A 17,124-nucleotide genomic window follows, 5' to 3' on the forward strand; every position below is an offset into this window, starting at 1 on the left:
CGCACCCTCGACTTTCGTCGGGGGTCGGCGCCACTGACCGGCCGATTCGCGGCGGCCCCGTGCTGCCTAGCGTCGACGTCATGACCAGTGAACGGCTCCACCACGTCACCAAGTCCCTTTCCCCCCGGTACGGTTCGTCCGTCGACGGGGACCGCCTGCTGTTCCTCGCCGAGGCCCTGCGCACCTTCCACGACACCGGCGCGCTGGCCCCGAGCGGCCCTGAGCTGGTGAACGCGCTGGTGGTACCGGTCACCAGCCGCCCGAACCGTCCGATCTCGGTGCTGGAGGTCGGCGCCGGAACGGGCGTGGTGACCCGCCGGCTCGCCCGAGTGCTGCGCCCGGGCGACCGGTTGCACGTCGTCGAGGCCAACCCGCGGTTCGCCGAGCGGCTCCGGGAGGACCCCGTCCTGGCCGCGCGCCACCCCGGCATCGGGCTGCGGCTGTCGGCCTGCCGGGTCGAGGAGCTTCCGGAGTCCCGTGCGGCGGAACCGGAGGGGGCCCGGCCGGAGGACTGCGCGCAGCGGTACGACGCGATCGTGTCCGGGCTGCCGTTCACCAACTTCGAGCCCGCGCGGGTGCGCGACATCCTCGACCTCTACCTGCGGCTGCTGGCGCCCGGTGGCGAGCTGACGTACTTCGGGTACCTCGGCACGACGACGGCGCGCATCCTCACCTCGGGCCCCCGTCGGGGCGCCCGCCACCGGGCGGTGGTGCGGCTGCTGCGGGGGTTCGAGGCGGCGTACGGCCTGGGCGAGCGCACGGTGTGGCGCAACGTGCCGCCCGCCCGCGCCTACCTGCTGCGGGCGCCGGGCGGACGCGAGGCCTGGGCGCCGGTCGGGGGCGCGGCCGGTGAGCCGACGGCCGCCGCCAAGAAGACGTGGACGGAGCGGGCGGAGACGGAGGGGACGGGGACGGGCACGGGGACGACCGGCGATCGACGGGCGGGGCGGCCCCGGTCGCCCGATGACGGACCGGGGCCGGGCCCGACCGCGACTCTCCGGCGGTGAGGAGGCTCGATGGCCCTCTCGGTACGTGACGTGGAAGCCCGCAACCGCTTCGAGGCCTGGGAGGACGACCGGCCGACGGGCTTCGCCGAGTACCTGCGCGGCGACCAGCTGGTGGTCTATCCGCACACCGTGGTCGAGCCCGCCTTCGAGGGCCGGGGCATCGGCAGTGCGCTGGCCCGCGCAGCCCTGGACGACGCCCGCGCCCGCGGCCTGGCCGTGCTGGCGACCTGCCCCTTCATCAAGGGGTGGATGCTCCGCCACCCCGAGTTCACCGATTTCGCGTACGAGAACCGCAGCCGGGTCGCCCGCTGACGGCCGGCGGGCAGCCGTGCCGCGACCGTCCGGGCAGCTGCGGCGGGGGTGGCTGATCCAGGGGCGTTCGTCCGAACAAATGACAACAGACAGAGTTCAACTTTCAGATAACAGACGACAGCGAACAGATTTTGAAATCTGTTCGCTGTCGTGCCACAGTGGGATCCGGGCCACCCTGCCCCCGCCTCCCAGCGCCGCACCCGCCCCTTGGAGTCCCCGTGTCCCCGCACACCCGCCCCGCCCAGCGCACCCTCGGCACCACCGGGCCGGTCACCTCGGCCCTCGGCCTCGGCTGCATGGGCATGTCCGACCTGTACGGCCCGGCCGACGAGGCCGAGAGCATCGCCACCATCCACGCGGCCCTCGACGCCGGAATCACCCTCCTCGACACCGGCGACTTCTACGGCATGGGCCACAACGAGTTGCTGATCCACGAAGCGCTGCGCGGCCGCGACCGCGAGAGCGTGCAGATCAGCGTGAAGTTCGGCGCCCAGCGCGGCCCCGACGGCCAGTGGCTCGGCTACAGCACGAGCCCCGCCGCCACCAAGACCGCGCTCTCCTACACCCTGCGCCGCCTGCGCACCGACCACATCGACGTCTACCGCCCGGCCCGTCTGGACCCGGACGTCCCGATCGAGGAGACCGTCGGCGCCATCGCCGACCTGGTGAAGGCCGGCTACGTCCGCCACATCGGGCTCTCCGAGGTCGGCGCCGACACCCTGCGCCGGGCCGCCGCCGTCCACCCGATCAGCGACCTCCAGATCGAGTACTCGCTGCTCTCCCGCTCGATCGAGGCCGCCGTCCTGCCCACCGCCCGCGAGCTCGGCATCGGCATCACCGCGTACGGCGTGCTCTCCCGCGGCCTGCTCAGCGGCCACTGGGACCGGGAACGCGCCCTCGCCGGCACCGACTTCCGCAGCCACAGTCCGCGCTTCCAGGGCGAGAACCTGGCCCACAACCTGGCGCTGGTCGAGGCCCTGCGCGAGATCGCCGCCGCGCGGGGCGCGACCGTCGCCCAGGTCGCCATCGCCTGGGTGGCCTCGCGCGGGCAGGACGTCGTCCCGCTGGTCGGCGCCCGCCGCCGGGACCGTCTGACCGAGGCCCTCGGCGCGCTCGACGTCACGCTGACCGGGCCCGATCTCGCCGCCGTCGAGGCCGCCGTACCCGCCGGCGCCGCCGCAGGTGACCGGTACGCTGCCGCACAGATGGCCCACCTGGACAGCGAGCACTGACCGCACCACCGGCGGCGCCGCACGACCCAACCGCACGACCCAACCGCACGACCCAACCGCACGATCCAAAGGACGGACCTCCCCGTGACCACGGACACCACACTCACCGCCGAGCAGATCCTGATCGCGGCGGAGGACGTCCTCCGGCGGTTCGGCCCGGCCAAGGCCACCGTCGTGGACGTCGCCCGCATCCTCGGCGTCAGCCACAGCAGCGTCTACCGCCACTTCCCCAGCAAGGCCGCGCTGCGCGAGGCGGTCACCCAGCGCTGGCTGGACCAGGCGCACCACGAGCTGGCGACCGTCTCCAACGAGGGCGGCCCCGCCTCCGAGCGACTGCACCGCTGGCTGAGGACGCTGTTCACGGCCAAGCGGAAGAAGGCGCTGGACGACCCGGAGCTGTTCGCCACCTACATGGTGCTGGTCGAGGAGAACAGCGGCCTGGTGAACGCCCATGTCGACACCCTGGTCGACCAGATCGCGCAGATCGTCACGGACGGCACGGAGCGCAAGGAGTTCAAGCTCGCCCACATCCGCAACACCGCCCGCGCCGTCTTCGACGCCACCGGCCCCTTCCACGACCCGGCCTACGCGTCCACCTGGTCCACGCCCGGGGTCGACGACCGGTTCGAGGCCGTCTGGAAGCTCGTCCTCGGCGGCCTGAAGGCGAAGTGACGGCACGTCAGCACCCGGGGCGCCGGCGAGCGGCGGGAAATCCGTTCGCCGGCGCCCCGCCCGTCCGGCAGACTGCCGCGCACAGTTGATCTCACTCGGAGGATGACATGCGTGCGGCCCGCCCGGTCCTGGACAGCCTGGAGGGACTCGCCCTCGGCGATGCCTTCGGCGACCGCTGGTTCTCGGTCCCGCCGGACGAGGCACCCGCCGCGCTGGCCGCCCGCCTGGTCCGGCGCGCGCCCTGGCACTGGACCGACGACACCGCCATGGCACTCGTGCTGGTCCGCCACCTGCTCGCTGCGGGAGAGGTCCGGCCGGACGCGCTCGCCCGGGAGTTCGCCGCCGAGTACGCCCGTGAGTACGGCCGCAAGTACGGCCCGTCGATGCACCGGGTCCTGCGCGGGATCGGCGCCGGCGGGGACTGGCGCGCCATCACCGCGGGCCAGTTCGAGGGTCAGGGCTCGCACGGGAACGGCGCCGCGATGCGGGTCGCCCCACTGGGGGCCTGGTTCGCCGACGACCTCGACACGGTGGTCCGGCAGGCCGAACTGCAGGCGCTCACCACCCACTTCCACCCGGAGGCGGTCGCCGGCGCGGTGGCGGTCGCCCTCGCGGCGGCGCTGGCGGTCCGGAGCCGGGGCGGAAGCCCGCCCGGCCGGGCCGAGTTGCTGACCGAGGTCGCCGGACGGCTGCCGGACTGCGAGGTCCGCTCCGGGCTGCGGATCGCCGCCCGGTTGCCCGGGCACACCAGCGTCCGGCACGCCGCCGGCGTGCTCGGCTCGGGGACGCTGATCTCCGCCCCGGACACCGTGCCGTTCGCCCTCTGGTCCGCGGCCGGGCACCTGGACTCGCTGTCCGAGGCCGTCTGGCACACCCTGGAGGGCTGGGGCGACAAGGACACCACCTGCGCCATCGCCGCCGGCGTGGTCGCCGCCCGGACCGGACTCGCGGACGTGCCGCCCGGCTGGCTCGCCGCCCGCGAGCCGCTCCCGGACTGGGTCACCGAGGCGTCCGGGGCCGCCGGGGCCGCCGGCCGCGGTCCGGTGGTCAGCGGCGGGTGATGAAGCGGAACACCTTGTAGGCGAGGAGCAGGACCATCGCGCCGCCGATCGCCGACACCCAGGTCGTGATGTCGAGGAAGCTCACCTTCACCGCCCCGTGCATCCAGTTCGAGACGATCCAGGTGCCGATGTAGGAGCCGGTGATCCCGATCAGGGTGCTGCCGATCAGGCCGCGCTCACCCCTCGACATCGCCATCCTGGCCAGCGTCCCCGACACCAGGCCCAGCACGATCCACGCCATCCAGCTCATCCGCCGCCCCTTGCGTCATCGGTGTGACGACCCCGTCGAGCCCCCGGGTCCGACCGGAAGGACGTACGAGAGCCCCGCACCGTTCCAGCGCCCGGAAGGACCGGTGCGAACCGGCCATCCGGGCGCGGCCGCTCCGGGCGGCGAACCCCCTCACGGCAGGCCGCCCCATGGCCTCCCGGGTACCGGTGACGGAACGAACCCGGCCGTCAGCGGCGCGAGTTGCCGAACAGCAGCCGGTAGACGATCAGCAGCACCAGGGCGCCGCCGATCGCCGACACCCAGGTCGCGGCGTCGAAGAAGTGCGCGGTGACCGAGCGGTGCAGGAAGTGCGACGCGATCCAGCCGCCGACGAACGATCCGGCGATGCCGATCAGGGTGGTCACGATCAGGCCGCCCGGGTCCTTCCCCGGCAGCAGCAGCTTGGCCAGCGCACCCGCCAGCAGGCCCAGCACGATCCACGCGACGATGCTCATTCCGACATCCCCTCCCGTCCGCGGCGCCCCGGGCCCCGTCCCGTGCGCTCTGCCCGGAAGGACGCCTCCGCCCGCCACCCGGTTCCGCCGCCCGGTTCGGCCGCCCGGCCCACCGCAGGGATCGGACGGGGTCCGCCACGTGGTCAGCCACGGCGCCCGCCACCTGCAGGCCGGCGTTCGATACCGGTCGGTGGGGCCGGGCCACCCCCGCGCGTGGCGCCCTTCCTGCCCGCCGCCGACGCCGAAATACTGCGACCATGCGCATCCTGATCGCCACCGCCGGCTCCCGGGGCGACGTGGCCCCCTTCACCGGGCTCGGCGTCCGCCTGCGGGCGGCCGGACATCAGGTGGCCGTCGCGACCCACGACACCTTCGCCGGGCCCGTACGGGCCGCCGGGCTGGAGTTCCGCCCGCTACCGGTCGACCCGCGCGCCGAACTCGCCTCCGCCGAGGGCCGGCGCCTGCTGCGGGCCGGCAGCGGACCGAGTGGAATCCTGCAACTCCTGCGGCTCGCCAGGAGGTTCATGCCCGCACTCGGCGAGGGCATCGCCGATGCCACGGCGCTCGGCACCGATCTGCTGCTGACCACCAGCACCACCAGCGCGCTCGGCCAGGTCGCCGCCGAGGCGGCCGGCATCCCCAGCATCGGGCTGTACCTCCAGCCCCTCTCCCCCACCCGGGAGTTCGCGCCCGCCGTCACCGGCACCCGGTCGCTCGGCCGGTCCGGCAACCTGCTGGCGGGGCACGCCGTCCAGGCCGCGACGGACCAGCTCTTCGGGCCGGCCGTCCGCGGGCTGCGGCAGCGGCTCGGCCTGCCGCCGCTCGGCGTCGCCCGGGCCCGTCGCAACCACCCCGTCCTGCACGGCTTCTCGCCGCTGGTGGTGCCCCGGCCCGCCGACTGGCACCCCCGGCTGGACGTGGCGGGCTACTGGTGGCCGCCCGAGCGGCCGGACTGGACACCCCCGGACCGGCTGCTCGACTTCCTCGCCGCCGGACCGCCGCCGGTCTTCGTCGGCTTCGGCAGCCTGGTCGTCCCCGACCCCGAGCGGCTCACCGCCACCGTCCTCGCCGCCGCCCGCGCCGCCCGGGTGCGCCTCCTCCTCCAGTCCGGCTGGAGCGAACTGGCCGCCGAGGACTCGGACTCCGTCCTGACCATCGGCGACACCCCGCACGACTGGCTCTTCCCCCGCACCGCCGTCGTGGTCCACCACGCGGGCGCCGGAACAACGGCGGCCGCCCTCCGCTCCGGGAGACCCACCGTCCCCGTACCCGCCCAGCTCGACGCACCGTTCTGGTCCGCCCGGCTGGCCCTGCTCGGCGTCTCCCCCGGTCCCGTCCCGCTGCGCACCCTGACCCCGGCCCGCCTCGCCACCGCCCTCCGCCTGACCCTCGACGACCCCCGCTACCGCACCCGCGCCAGGGCCGTCGCGACGGCCCTGGCCGTCGAGGACGGCACCGCGAAAGTCCTCGCCGCCGTCGACCGGGCGGCGGCAGCGGCCGGGTGAGGAGCGACCGGCGGCAGCGGGCGACGGGCGGCAGGCGACAGGCGACAGGCGACAGGCGACAGGCGACGAACGACGGCGAACGACGAACAGCCGACAGCTGACAGATTTCAAAATCTGTCAGCTGTTCGCCGTCATCCGTCAGCCCTCCCCCGCCCGCGCAACTCCCCTCCCGAACAGCCCGCTCAGCCCCAGGTACACCACGGCCGCCGCCGCGAGCCCAACGGCCCAGCCGTAATCGGCGAGCGGCTTGAGGACGGGGATCAGGCCGTCCGCCGGGAACGGACCCTGCTTCGCCCCATCGGCGTCAAGGGTGGAGTACGAGCCACCGACCGCCAGCACGCCACCCACCAGGAGCGCCGTGACGGCCCTCCAGTTCCAACCGGCCGCGTACCAGTACGCCCCGCCCGGCCGGTACAGCTCGGCGAGCCGGAGGCGGGTGCGACGCAGCACCCAGTAGTCGGCGATCAGCACTCCGCCGACGGTGCCGAGCAGGCCGCCGACCACGCCCAGCCAGGTGAAGATGTACACGTGCGGGTCGGAGATCAGCCGCCACGGGAGGATCGCGATCCCGACCACCCCCGTGATCAGCGCCCCGGTCCGGAAGCCGACGAGGCGGGGCAGCAGGTTGGCGAGGTCGTAGGCGGGCGACACGACGTTGGCGGCGATGTTCACCGACAGCGTCGCGACCAGCACGGTCAGCAGCGCGAACAGGATGCCGACCGGGTTCTCCATCTTGGCGGCCAGCTGGATCGGATCCCACACCGGCACCCCGTAGACCGCCTCGGAGCCAGAGGTGACCAGCACGGACAGGAACGCGAAGAGCGTCATCGTGGTCGGCAGGCCGAGCGCCTGCCCGCGTATCTGGGCGCGCTGGCTGCCGCCGAAGCGGGTGAAGTCGGGGATGTTCAGCGCGAGCGTGGACCAGAACCCGATCATGCCCATCAGCGCCGGGAAGAAGACCTTCCAGAAGCCGCCGCCCCACCCCAGCCTGGACGGCTGGTCGAGCAGCGGTCCGAGCCCGCCCGCCTTGACGGTGATCCACACCAGCAGCGCGAGCGCGCCGACGATGACGAACGGCGCCGCCCAGTTCTCGAACCGCCGCAGGGCCTCCATCCCCCGCGCGATGATGGCCATCTCGATCAGCCAGAACAGCAGGAACGAGAGCCACTGGGTCCACGGGTGTCCGCCGAACTCACCGGCGGTGCGCCAGGATTCACCGAGCAGTTTGCCGGCCAGCAGGAAGATGCCCTCGCCGCCGATCCAGGTCTGGATGCCGAACCAGGCGCAGGCCACCGCCGCCCGCAGCAGGGCCGGCAGGTTGGCGCCGCGCAGCCCGAACGAGGCGCGGGCGAAGACCGGGAACGGGATGCCGTACTTGGTGCCGGCGTGCCCGGTGAGCAGCATCGGGACCAGCACGACGAGGTTGGCGAGTGCGATGGTCAGCACCGCCTGCTTCCAGTCCATGCCGAGCGCGACCAGGCCCGAAGCCAGGGTCCAGGACGGGATGTTGTGGGCCATGCCGACCCAGAGCGCGAGGAAGTTGTACGTGGTCCAGGTGCGCCGCGCCACCGGGACCGGCCGCAGGTCGTCGCTGGTGAATCCGTTGGGGGGCAACTGTCCGTCGGCCGGGCCGAGTTCGACCCGGCCGTCGGAGTGGTGCAGCTGTCTGCTGCCACTGGCTTCGGTTCCGGACACGGACAACTCCCGTCCGCCGCGGCCGAATCAGCGGCCGGGCTCAGGTTGGGGTCAGGGGCGGGTTCACAGGCAGCTTCACGGGCAGGTACACGGCCGGGTTCACAGGCAGGTACACGGTCGGCTTCACGGCCGGGTTCACAGACAGGCGCACAGGATGGTCACGATCGACGGCACGGGCAGGACTTCACACGGAACTGCGCGGGCCGGCGTCACAGGTGCGGGATGACGTCCGTCCCGTACGCGTCGATGGTGGCCTCGATGGCGTCGTGCATGGCGTAGACGGCGAACTGGTCGACGCCGAGCGAGCGGAGCTCCGCCAGCCGGGCCCGGTGCGCCTCCGGCGGGCCGATCAGGCAGAAGCGGTCGACGATCTCGTCCGGGACGAAGGCCGTGTCCGGGTTCCCGGCCCGCCCGTGGTGGCTGTAGTCGTAGCCCTGCCGGCCCTTGATGTACTCGGTGAGCGCCTCCGGCACCAGGTCGGAGTGCTCGCCGTAGTGGCTGACCAGGTCGGCCACGTGGTTGCCCACCATCCCGCCGAACCAGCGGCACTGCTCCCGGGCGTGGGCGAGCGCCTCGGGCGAGTCGTCGGCGGTGACGTAGGCCGGGGCGGCGACGCAGACGGTGACCGAGTCCGGATCCCGGCCGGCCTCGACGGCGGCGGCCCGTACCGCCTTGATCATGAACTCGGTGAGGTACGGATCGGCCAGCTGCAGGATGAAACCGTCGGCCTGACGGCCCGTCAGGTTCAGTGCCTTCGGGCCGTAAGCCCCCATCCAGATCGGCAGCGACGCGCCGGAGCGAACCCACGGCAGGTGCATCTCGGTTCCGTCCACCTCGGCGGTGCGCCCCTCGGCCAACTCCTTGATGGCGCGCATGGCTTCGGAGAGCCGGGCGAGGGTGGCGGGGCGTCGTCCGGCGACCCGCATGGCGGAGTCGCCGCGGCCGATGCCGCAGACGGTCCGGTTGCCGTACATGTCGTTGAGCGTGGCGAAGGTGGAGGCGGTCACCTCCCAGGTGCGGGTTCCGGGGTTGGTGACCATCGGGCCGACGGTCATCCGCTCGGTCTCGGCGAGGATCCGGCTGTAGATGACGAAGGGCTCCTGCCACAGCACGCAGGAGTCGAAGGTCCAGCCGTGGCTGAAACCGGCCTGCTCGGCGCGGATCATCCGGTCGATGAGCAGCCGGGCGGGCGGGTCGGTCTGAAGGACGAGGCCGATGTCCATGGAGGGCTCCAGGTAAGGGTTCTGCCCGCCGCCGACCGGCCACCGACCGGATCGGAGCGGCGGGCGGACAGCGGTCGGACGGCGAGCGGTGGAACGGCGAGCAGGCGGCGCCAGGTGACGCCGCACGGCGGGAGGGGCGGGAAGCGGGAGAGGGCTCAGACCAGGTACTGGCAGGTGTCCCGGCGCAGGAAGGCGCCGTGGCCGGCCCGGCCGAGCCAGGCGCCGTCGTCCAGCACGACGGTGCCGCGCGACATCACTGTCCTTGCCCGGCCGGTGAGTCGGCGGCCCTCGTAGGCCGAGTAGTCCACGTTCATGTGGTGGGTCGCGGCGGAGACGGTCTGCACCGCGGTGGGGTCGTAGACCACCAGGTCGGCGTCGGCGCCCGGGGCGATCGTGCCCTTGCGCGGGTGCAGGCCGAACATCCGGGCCGGGGTGGTGCAGGCGATCTCGACCCAGCGGCGCCGGCTGATGTGCCCGTCCACCACGGCCTGGTGGAGCAGGTCCATCCGGTTCTCGACGCCGGGCAGGCCGTTGGGGATCTTCGAGAAGTCGCCCCGGCCCAGCTCCTTCTGGCCGACGAAGCAGAACGGGCAGTGGTCGGTGGAGACCACCTGGAGGTCGTTGGTGCGCAGCCCGCGCCAGAGCGCCTCCTGGTGTTCGCGCGGCCTGAGCGGCGTGCTGCACACGTACTTGGCGCCCTCGAAGCCGTCGGCGCCCTCCTCGGCGAGGTTGTCGGTGGAGAGGAAGAGGTACTGCGGGCAGGTCTCGCCGAAGACGTTGAGGCCGGTGTCCCTGGCCTGGGCGATTTCGGCGAGCGCGGCGGCGGCGGAGACGTGCACCACGTAGAGCGGGCTGCCGGCCACCTGGGCGAGCTTGATCGCCCGGTGGGTGGCCTCCGCCTCCAGCAGTTCGCGGCGGACCTCGCCGTGGTAGCGGGGGGCGGTCCTCCCGGCGGCGAGCGCCTGCTCGACCAGGACGTCGATGGCGATGCCGTTCTCCGCGTGCATCATGATCAGCCCGCCGTTGGCGGCGCCGCGCTGCATGGCGCGCAGGATGCGGCCGTCGTCGCTGTAGAAGACGCCGGGGTAGGCCATGAAGAGCTTGAAGGAGGTGGACTCGCCGGAGTCCACGAGGGCGTCCATCTCCTTCAGCACGGCGTCGTTGACGTCGGAGACGATGGTGTGGAAGGCGTAGTCGATCGCGCAGTTGCCCTCGGCCTTGGCGTGCCAGGCGTCCAGGCCCTCGCGCAGCGAGCCGCCGACCGGCTGGACGGCGAAGTCCACGATGGTGGTGGTGCCGCCCCAGGCGGCGGCCCGGGTGCCGGTCTCGAAGGTGTCGGAGGCCGCGGTGCCGCCGAACGGCAGTTCCATGTGGGTGTGGGCGTCGACGCCGCCCGGGATGACGTAGTGGCCGGTGGCGTCGATGACGGTGTCGGCGGTCCAGGCCCCGGCGGCGGAGCTGCCGGTGGCGGCGAGGGCGGCGATGCGCTCGCCCTCGATCAGGACGTCGGCGTGGACCTCCTCGGTCGCGGTGATGACGAGGCCGCCGCGGACGACGGTGCGCTGGTGCGGGTCGCGGGCGGCCCGCACGTCGTTGGTGGTCATCGCGCTGCTCCTCACGCCTCGGCGAGCGGTCCGTAGGCGTCGGGCCTGCGGTCGCGGTAGAACGCCCACTGCTGGCGGACCTGCTCGATCAGGCCGAGGTCGAGGTCGCGGACGACGAGTTCCTCCTCCTTGTCGGAGGCGACGTCGCCGACGAACTGGCCGCGCGGGTCCACGAAGTAGGAGGTGCCGTAGAAGTCGTTGTCGCCGTACTCCTCGGTGCCGACGCGGTTGATCGCGGCGACGAAGTACTCGTTGGCGACGGCGGCGGCGGGCTGTTCGAGCTGCCAGAGGTAGGCGGACAGGCCGCGGCTGGTGGCCGAGGGGTTGTAGACGATCTGCGCGCCGGCCAGGCCCAGGGCGCGCCAGCCCTCGGGGAAGTGGCGGTCGTAGCAGATGTACACGCCGACCTTGCCGACGGCGGTGTCGAACACGGGCCAACCGAGGTTGCCGGGCTTGAAGTAGTACTTCTCCCAGAAGCCCTTGACCTGCGGGATGTGGTGCTTGCGGTACTTGCCGAGGTAACTGCCGTCGGCGTCGATGACGGCGGCGGTGTTGTAGTAGACGCCGGGCTGCTCCTCCTCGTAGACCGGGACGACCATCACCAGCCCGAGTTCGCGGGCGAGTTCCCGCATCCGGCGCACGGTCGGGCCGTCGGGAACGGCCTCGGCCCAGCGGTAGTGCTCGGCCTCCTGGACCTGACAGAAGTACGGGGAGTTGAAGACCTCCTGGAAGCCGATGATCTTCGCGCCCTGGGCGGCGGCCTCGCGGGCGTACCGCTCGTGGAGCGCGATCATGCTCTCCTGGTCGCCGGTCCAGCGGGTCTGGACGAGCGCGGCACGGACGATCTGCGACATGGGTACCTCCGCAACTCCGCGGTCCGGCCGTGCGGTCGGGCCCGCGGTCTGAGGGTTGACGGGGCGGGTCTGACCCGCGGTTCCGCTCGGGGAACCACAGGGTCTACGTGCGTAGAAAGCGATCTGTAGACGGTAGGCCCGGCCTCGGTGGCCTGACAATACGTTGACGGAAACGCGTCTGGGGAGATCTTGTTGCGCGGACACGCGGGTGGTCCCGGGTGCGATGAAAAGACGATCTACCCCGAGACTCGCCTCCTTACTCGTTCGAGTGAAACCGAACGCCCGGGGTGCGCACATGGCGATGGCCGGGTAAGAGCCGCGTGAACTTCGCTGTGGATCGCGATGGACCGTCAGTCCTCGCTGGTTTCATACGAGTTCGACGGCTCGGTCACGGGGGATCGAGGCGACCGAGCGGGGGTGACGATGACGGTGGTGCGGAATTCCGCGGCGGAAACGGCGGAAAGTGCGGGAGCAGCAGGCACCGCGGGAGGCGAGGCGGGAGGCGCGGCCGGAGGCACGGTTCCGGCCGGTACGGCGGCGGGCGGAAGCCCCGCGGCTCGGTCGCCCGCACTGCCCGCCTGGGCCGGCCTGCTGCTCGCCCTCGGCGCACTGGTCCCGGTCGTCCTCGGCGGGCTGCTGTTCCGGCACCTGGCACCGCAGGTACAGGACGTCGCCCTCCAACTGGCCGGTTCCCGTGCGGCCGCCGAGGCGGTGGTCGGGGGACGCGTCGCGGACCACCTGGCCGCACTGCGCGCCGACGGCTGGCTGATCGGCGGCTACGCGCTGACGCTGCTCGCCACCGCACTGCTCGGTGGGTACCTGCTCGGACCGGCACGCCGACGGCTGCCGGCGCTCGCGGTCGGCGGCGCCGGACTGCTGGCGGCCTGCTGCGACCTCGGCGAGGACGCGTTGCTGCGCGCGGGGCTCGACGGCCTCCGCCCCGGCACGGGCGGCTCCGGCACCCCCTCCGACACCCCCTTCGCCGCCGCCACCGCGCTCGCCACCGTCAAATGGCTGCTGCTCCTGCCCGCCGGGGCGGTCGCGGCAGGACTCCTGGTGGCGACCGCCACCCGCGCCGTACGCGGGCTCCGACCGGCGCGGGCGAGCGCGAAGGCCCACGGCACCGACTCCCCCGAGCGCCCGGCGCTGATCCCGCCCTGGCCGATCGCCACCCGGCACGGCGCCCCACCGGCCGCCGCCGCGTCTCCGGACGCCCACGGCCCGCCGGGCGCCCGGGACACCCCGGTCCGGCACGCCCGCTGGCGCGACGCCGCCCGGGTGCCGCCCGGCCGCGAACCCGCCGAACTCGGCTTCTGCGCCTCCGGCGGCGGCATCCGCTCGGCCTGCGTCACCCTCGGCGCGCTCCAGTCGCTGCGGCCCTGGCTGAAACGGGCCCGCTACCTCGTCTCCGTCTCGGGCGGTGGCTACACCGTCGGCGCGCTCCAGCTCGCGCTCAGCGACTCGGCACCCGGCAGTCCCGTGCACGCCGCCTCGGGCCTGACGGCCGACACCGTGATGGAACCCGGCTCCCCCGAGGAGGACCACCTCCGCCGGCACGGCAAGTACGTCGCCGACGGCGCCGGCGAGTGGCTGGTCGCCCTCGGGACGCTGCTGCGTGGCGTCCTGTCCGCGCTCACCCTGCTGCTGGCCGCCGTCCTGACGCTCGGCCTCGGGCTCAGCCGCTGCTACCGGGCCGTGCCGCTCACCGACCTGAGCCAGCTGGCGGCCGCCGGGCTGCGCCACACCGACGCCGTACCGGGCCCGTTGGAGTTCCGGGTGCCCGCGCTCGCCGCCCTCGGCGTGCTGCTGGCCACGGCCGCCGGGTGCTGGCTGCTCTGGCTGCTGGCCTTCCCGTCGCTCGGCTGGCAGACGGTGCTGCCGCGCGCCCTGCGCCGGGCCAACCTCGGCCTCCTCGGGCTGGCCGCCCTGCTGGCCGTCGGGGTACTGGCGGTGCCGGAGCTGGCCTGGGGCGCGGTGCGGCTGCAGCAGGCGCTGGCGGCCGGGCCGCAGCTGACCGGCGCGGGTCTCGGCCTGACCGTGGCGCTCAGCTACCTGGCGCTGCTGCTCGGCATACTCTGGCGCGACCGCCGGTCGCCCGGCCGGGGTGCCACCCCACCGGGCACGGCGGGCACGGCGGACGGCGGCACCGGTCACGGCGCGGGCCGTCCCCGCGACGGTCGTGCCGCCGGCCTGCCCCGGACCCTCGTGGTGTGGTCCGCCCTCCTGGCGCTGACGGCCGGTGCGCTGCTGGCCCTCGGCTGGGCGGTCGCCACCGGGTACGCCTGGCCGACCGCCGTCCAGGTGCTGCTGCCGCTGCTGCTCGGCGCGGTAGGGCTGAACCTCGACCAGACCTGGATGAGCCTGCACCCGTTCTACCGGCTGCGACTGGCCTCGGCGTTCGCGGTCCGGCGCGCCACCGAGAGCGGCGGGTCGGTGGCCCGCCCGTACCACTTCTTCCGGGAGCAGACCTGGCTGAGCCACTACGGCGCCCGGCGCCCCGACTTCCCCCAGGTGATCTTCTCGGCGGCGGCCAACCTGTCGGGCAACTCCCGTACACCGCCGGGTCGTCCGGCAGTCTCCTTCTCGCTCTCGTACGACTACGTGGGCGGTCCGGACATCGGGTACGCGCGCACCGACCTGCTGGAGCGGCGCACCCGTCCGCACATCGCCCGGGACCTCACCGTGCAGTCGGCGATGGCCGTGTCCGGCGCGGCCTTCTCCTCCGCGATGGGGCGGGAATCCCGGGTCCACCAGCGGCTCTTCGCGGTGACCAACGCCCGCCTCGGCACATGGCTGCCCAACCCGGCGGTGCTCGGCCCGGACTGGTCCGGCCCACCGGACTGGCGCCGCCCCGCGCAGCCGGCCGTCCGCCGCCTCCCGTACCAACTGCGGGAGCTGATCGGGCGGTTCCCGGCCGACGACCGCTTCCTGCTCACCACCGACGGCGGCCACTACGAGAACCTCGGGCTGGTCGAGCTGCTGCGGCACCGGGTGGGCACGGCGGTCTGCATCGACGCCAGCGGGGACGCGGGCTACGCCGTCAAGCTGGCCGCCGCGATCACCCTGGCCCGCGAGGAGCTGGGCGTCGTCATCACCCTGCACGAGCCCGAACTGCTGATCCCCGGCAGCGCCGCCGACCGGCCCACCGACCGACCCGCCGGGGGCGGCGGTGCGGACGACGGCGCGGACCATCGCGCGGACGACGGCGCGAAGGACCGCACGAACGGCCGCGCGGGCCGCCGGCCTCCCTTGCGCGGGCTCGCGGCACAGCTGTCCGCCCGGCTCTCGGCCCGGGCGGTGATCACCGGGGACATCCACTACCCGGACCTGGACGAGGGGCCCGGGGCAGTCCGGCACGGCCGGCTGGTCCTCCTCCAGGCGGTGCTGACCCCCGACATGCCGTACGAGCTGCACGCCTACGCGATGGCGAACCGGGCCTTCCCGAACGACCGCACCAGCGACCAGTGGTTCGACCACCAGCAGTTCGACGCCTACCAGACACTCGGCCGCCACCTGGGCGAGCAGGCCGCGCCCCTGGTCGAACAGGCACTGGCCGACCAGGCACTGGCCGGACCGGCGCCGGGCGCCGGCGGGTCGGTGCCCGCGCAACCGACGGGCGACACCGCGTCGGCGCCGCCCGCCACGGGTCCACCGGTTCCGCGCCACCTGGTCGAGGAATAGAGGCCGAGGAGTGGACGAGGGACGGTCGAGAAGGACGGTCGAGAAGTGCTCGAAGGACGGTCCGACCGGCGGCCGACGGGTCCGCCCGGCACCGGCAACGGACGGCGGCGGGCCGTCGGCTCGGCTTGACTTCGTCCGGTTCGCTCGGGAAAGATCCGGCGCATGGACTCCGGCGCCACTCTGGTCTGCCGCCTGCACGTCGATCTGCGACGCCAGGCGAGTTCCATCTGTGCCTGTTGACCTTGCTCTCCCCCGCCGGTCCCGCCCTGTGACGTCCGCCAGGTCCCGCGCCGCGCACCCGCACCCGCAGTTCTGACTCCTGCCCCGCCCCGGCGCACCCGTTCGTGCCGAGCCGCTCCGTCGGCCCGCGCCCGTCCGACGCCACCGGACGCCGGGCGCTTCCCGCCGACGTTCCCGCCGCACCCGAGGACGCCCCATGAGCCCGAGCCCGAGCATCAGCCGCCGCACCCGCCCGACCACCGGCCCCGAAGCCGACATCGACACCGGCTCCGACACCCGCACCGCCACCGGCACCGACGCTGACGCCGTTGCCATCACCACCGCCGGCATCACCACCGCCGACACCGTCGGCACAACCACCGCCGCCGGCTCCGCGAGCCCGGCGAGCGCCCCCGAGCCACCACCACCGCCGCCGCCCGCCGGGGACACCCCCGCGCCGCTCACCCCCAGCACCCTGCGGACCATCGTCCGCGAGCTGGCCGAGCGGCCCGACGAGTGGATCCACCACGTCCGCCTCTCCACCGAGGAGCGCTGGTACCGCCGCCTGGCGGCCGACGAGGACCACGAGGTGTGGCTGATCAGTTGGCTGCCCGGCCAGTCCACCGGCTTCCACGACCACGGCGGCTCGCGCGGCGCCTTCACCGTCGCCCTCGGCGAGTTGGAGGAGCTGTCCCTCGGCGGCCCGGAGCAGGGCCTGCTGATCCGGCGGATCCCGGCCGGCACCGCCCGCGCCTTCGGCCCCGAGTACGTGCACGACGTGCGCAACACCGCCGTCGGCCCTGCCGTCACCCTGCACGCCTACTCGCCGCCGCTGAGCTCGATGGCGCACTACGACCTGCGGGCCGGCGGGCTCGTCCGCACCTCCGAGGAAGGACCGGAACAATGGTGACCACGATCGACGACCTGGTGGAGCGGGCCCGGCAGGGCGTGCACCGGCCGCGCGCCCGCGAGGCCTACCAGGCCCAGTTGGACGGCGCGCTGCTGGTGGACATCCGTCCGGCGGCGCAGCGGGCGGCCGAGGGGGAGATCCCCGGCTCGCTGATCATCGAGCGCAATGTGCTGGAGTGGCGGCTCGATCCGACGGGCAGTCACCGGATCCCCGAGGCCTCGGGCTACGACGTCGAGGTGATCGTGGTCTGCTCCGAGGGCTACGCCTCCAGCCTGGCCGCCGCTTCCCTGCGCGAGCTGGGGCTGCACCGGGCGACCGACCTGGACGGCGGTTTCGTGGGCTGGGCGGCCTCCGGTCTGCCGACCCGTCAGGGCGGCTGAGGTCGCGGTCACACCGCGTGCCGGGCGGTAAATCAAGGACAGGAGA

General features: G+C 73.7%; 16 protein-coding genes. 10 read left to right on the forward strand and 6 right to left on the reverse strand.

From position 1 onward, the window contains the following. Nucleotides 1-80: 80 nt before the first annotated feature. The 5 genes from ACFVHV_RS02565 (at nt 81) to ACFVHV_RS02585 (ending at nt 4,284) form a co-directional block, all read left to right on the forward strand. Nucleotides 81-1,007: a class I SAM-dependent methyltransferase gene (locus ACFVHV_RS02565; RefSeq protein ID WP_380348314.1), complete on the forward strand. Its 927-nt coding sequence runs from the start codon at nt 81-83 to the stop codon at nt 1,005-1,007. 9 nt (nt 1,008-1,016) lie between these two features. Then, nucleotides 1,017-1,319 (forward strand): GNAT family N-acetyltransferase, encoded by a 303-nt coding sequence (locus ACFVHV_RS02570; protein ID WP_359900498.1) that lies wholly within the window; start codon nt 1,017-1,019, stop codon nt 1,317-1,319. A 296-nt stretch (nt 1,320-1,615) separates the two neighbouring features. After that, nucleotides 1,616-2,551 carry an aldo/keto reductase gene (locus ACFVHV_RS02575; RefSeq protein ID WP_380348452.1) on the forward strand — a complete coding sequence of 312 codons (936 nt, stop codon included), beginning with the start codon at nt 1,616-1,618 and terminating at the stop codon, nt 2,549-2,551. An 84-nt stretch (nt 2,552-2,635) separates the two neighbouring features. Then, the gene (locus tag ACFVHV_RS02580) at nt 2,636-3,223 is read left to right on the forward strand and encodes a TetR family transcriptional regulator (protein WP_359900495.1); all 588 of its coding nucleotides are present in this window, start codon (nt 2,636-2,638) and stop codon (nt 3,221-3,223) included. 107 nt (nt 3,224-3,330) lie between these two features. Next, nucleotides 3,331-4,284: an ADP-ribosylglycohydrolase family protein gene (locus ACFVHV_RS02585; RefSeq protein WP_380348316.1), complete on the forward strand. Its 954-nt coding sequence runs from the start codon at nt 3,331-3,333 to the stop codon at nt 4,282-4,284. Here ACFVHV_RS02585 and ACFVHV_RS02590 read toward each other — a convergent pair. Further along, complete coding sequence (locus tag ACFVHV_RS02590; protein WP_359900491.1) at nt 4,271-4,534, reverse strand: GlsB/YeaQ/YmgE family stress response membrane protein; 264 nt, start codon at nt 4,532-4,534, stop codon at nt 4,271-4,273. The two genes, ACFVHV_RS02585 and ACFVHV_RS02590, sit on opposite strands and share 14 nt — an antisense overlap. A 206-nt stretch (nt 4,535-4,740) precedes the next feature. Further along, nucleotides 4,741-5,007 (reverse strand): GlsB/YeaQ/YmgE family stress response membrane protein, encoded by a 267-nt coding sequence (locus ACFVHV_RS02595; RefSeq protein WP_355254305.1) that lies wholly within the window; start codon nt 5,005-5,007, stop codon nt 4,741-4,743. A 257-nt stretch (nt 5,008-5,264) separates the two neighbouring features. On the opposite strand from ACFVHV_RS02595, the gene ACFVHV_RS02600 reads away from it, so the two are divergent. After that, nucleotides 5,265-6,512, forward strand: a complete 1,248-nt coding sequence (locus ACFVHV_RS02600; RefSeq protein ID WP_380348319.1) for a glycosyltransferase — start codon at nt 5,265-5,267, stop codon at nt 6,510-6,512. A 138-nt stretch (nt 6,513-6,650) separates the two neighbouring features. Here the strand turns inward: ACFVHV_RS02600 and ACFVHV_RS02605 are convergent, their stop codons facing one another. The 4 genes from ACFVHV_RS02605 to ACFVHV_RS02620 all read right to left on the reverse strand — a co-directional run bounded on the left by ACFVHV_RS02605 (nt 6,651) and on the right by ACFVHV_RS02620 (nt 11,888). Continuing rightward, a complete protein-coding gene (locus tag ACFVHV_RS02605; protein ID WP_380348320.1) occupies nt 6,651-8,207 on the reverse strand; it encodes an NCS1 family nucleobase:cation symporter-1 in 1,557 nt (518 codons plus the stop codon). Between the two features lie 209 nt (nt 8,208-8,416). Continuing rightward, a complete protein-coding gene (locus tag ACFVHV_RS02610) occupies nt 8,417-9,430 on the reverse strand; it encodes a TIGR03842 family LLM class F420-dependent oxidoreductase (RefSeq protein WP_380348322.1) in 1,014 nt (337 codons plus the stop codon). Nucleotides 9,431-9,585: 155 nt separating this feature from the next. Next, nucleotides 9,586-11,034, reverse strand: coding sequence for a dihydropyrimidinase (gene hydA, locus ACFVHV_RS02615; protein WP_359900481.1), 1,449 nt, complete (start codon nt 11,032-11,034; stop codon nt 9,586-9,588). A gap of 11 nt (nt 11,035-11,045) precedes the next feature. Beyond that, nucleotides 11,046-11,888 carry a nitrilase-related carbon-nitrogen hydrolase gene (locus tag ACFVHV_RS02620; protein ID WP_359900480.1) on the reverse strand — a complete coding sequence of 281 codons (843 nt, stop codon included), beginning with the start codon at nt 11,886-11,888 and terminating at the stop codon, nt 11,046-11,048. A gap of 432 nt (nt 11,889-12,320) precedes the next feature. Between ACFVHV_RS02620 and ACFVHV_RS02625 the strand changes: the two genes are divergently transcribed. The 4 genes from ACFVHV_RS02625 to ACFVHV_RS02640 all read left to right on the forward strand — a co-directional run bounded on the left by ACFVHV_RS02625 (nt 12,321) and on the right by ACFVHV_RS02640 (nt 17,078). After that, nucleotides 12,321-15,569 (forward strand): hypothetical protein, encoded by a 3,249-nt coding sequence (locus ACFVHV_RS02625; RefSeq protein WP_380348324.1) that lies wholly within the window; start codon nt 12,321-12,323, stop codon nt 15,567-15,569. Between the two features lie 162 nt (nt 15,570-15,731). Then, nucleotides 15,732-15,809, forward strand: a complete 78-nt coding sequence (locus tag ACFVHV_RS02630; protein WP_107086570.1) for a putative leader peptide — start codon at nt 15,732-15,734, stop codon at nt 15,807-15,809. Nucleotides 15,810-16,005: 196 nt separating this feature from the next. Further along, on the forward strand, nt 16,006-16,698 hold the full coding sequence (locus tag ACFVHV_RS02635; protein ID WP_380348326.1) for a cysteine dioxygenase: 693 nt from the start codon (nt 16,006-16,008) through the stop codon (nt 16,696-16,698). Continuing rightward, nucleotides 16,692-17,078, forward strand: a complete 387-nt coding sequence (locus ACFVHV_RS02640; protein ID WP_359900474.1) for a rhodanese-like domain-containing protein — start codon at nt 16,692-16,694, stop codon at nt 17,076-17,078. Before ACFVHV_RS02635 ends, ACFVHV_RS02640 begins: the two co-directional genes overlap by 7 nt. The last annotated feature ends 46 nt before the right edge of the window (nt 17,079-17,124 follow it).

The sequence above is a fragment of the Kitasatospora sp. NPDC127116 genome (assembly GCF_042677365.1).
Classification (GTDB): domain Bacteria; phylum Actinomycetota; class Actinomycetes; order Streptomycetales; family Streptomycetaceae; genus Kitasatospora; species Kitasatospora lactacystinica.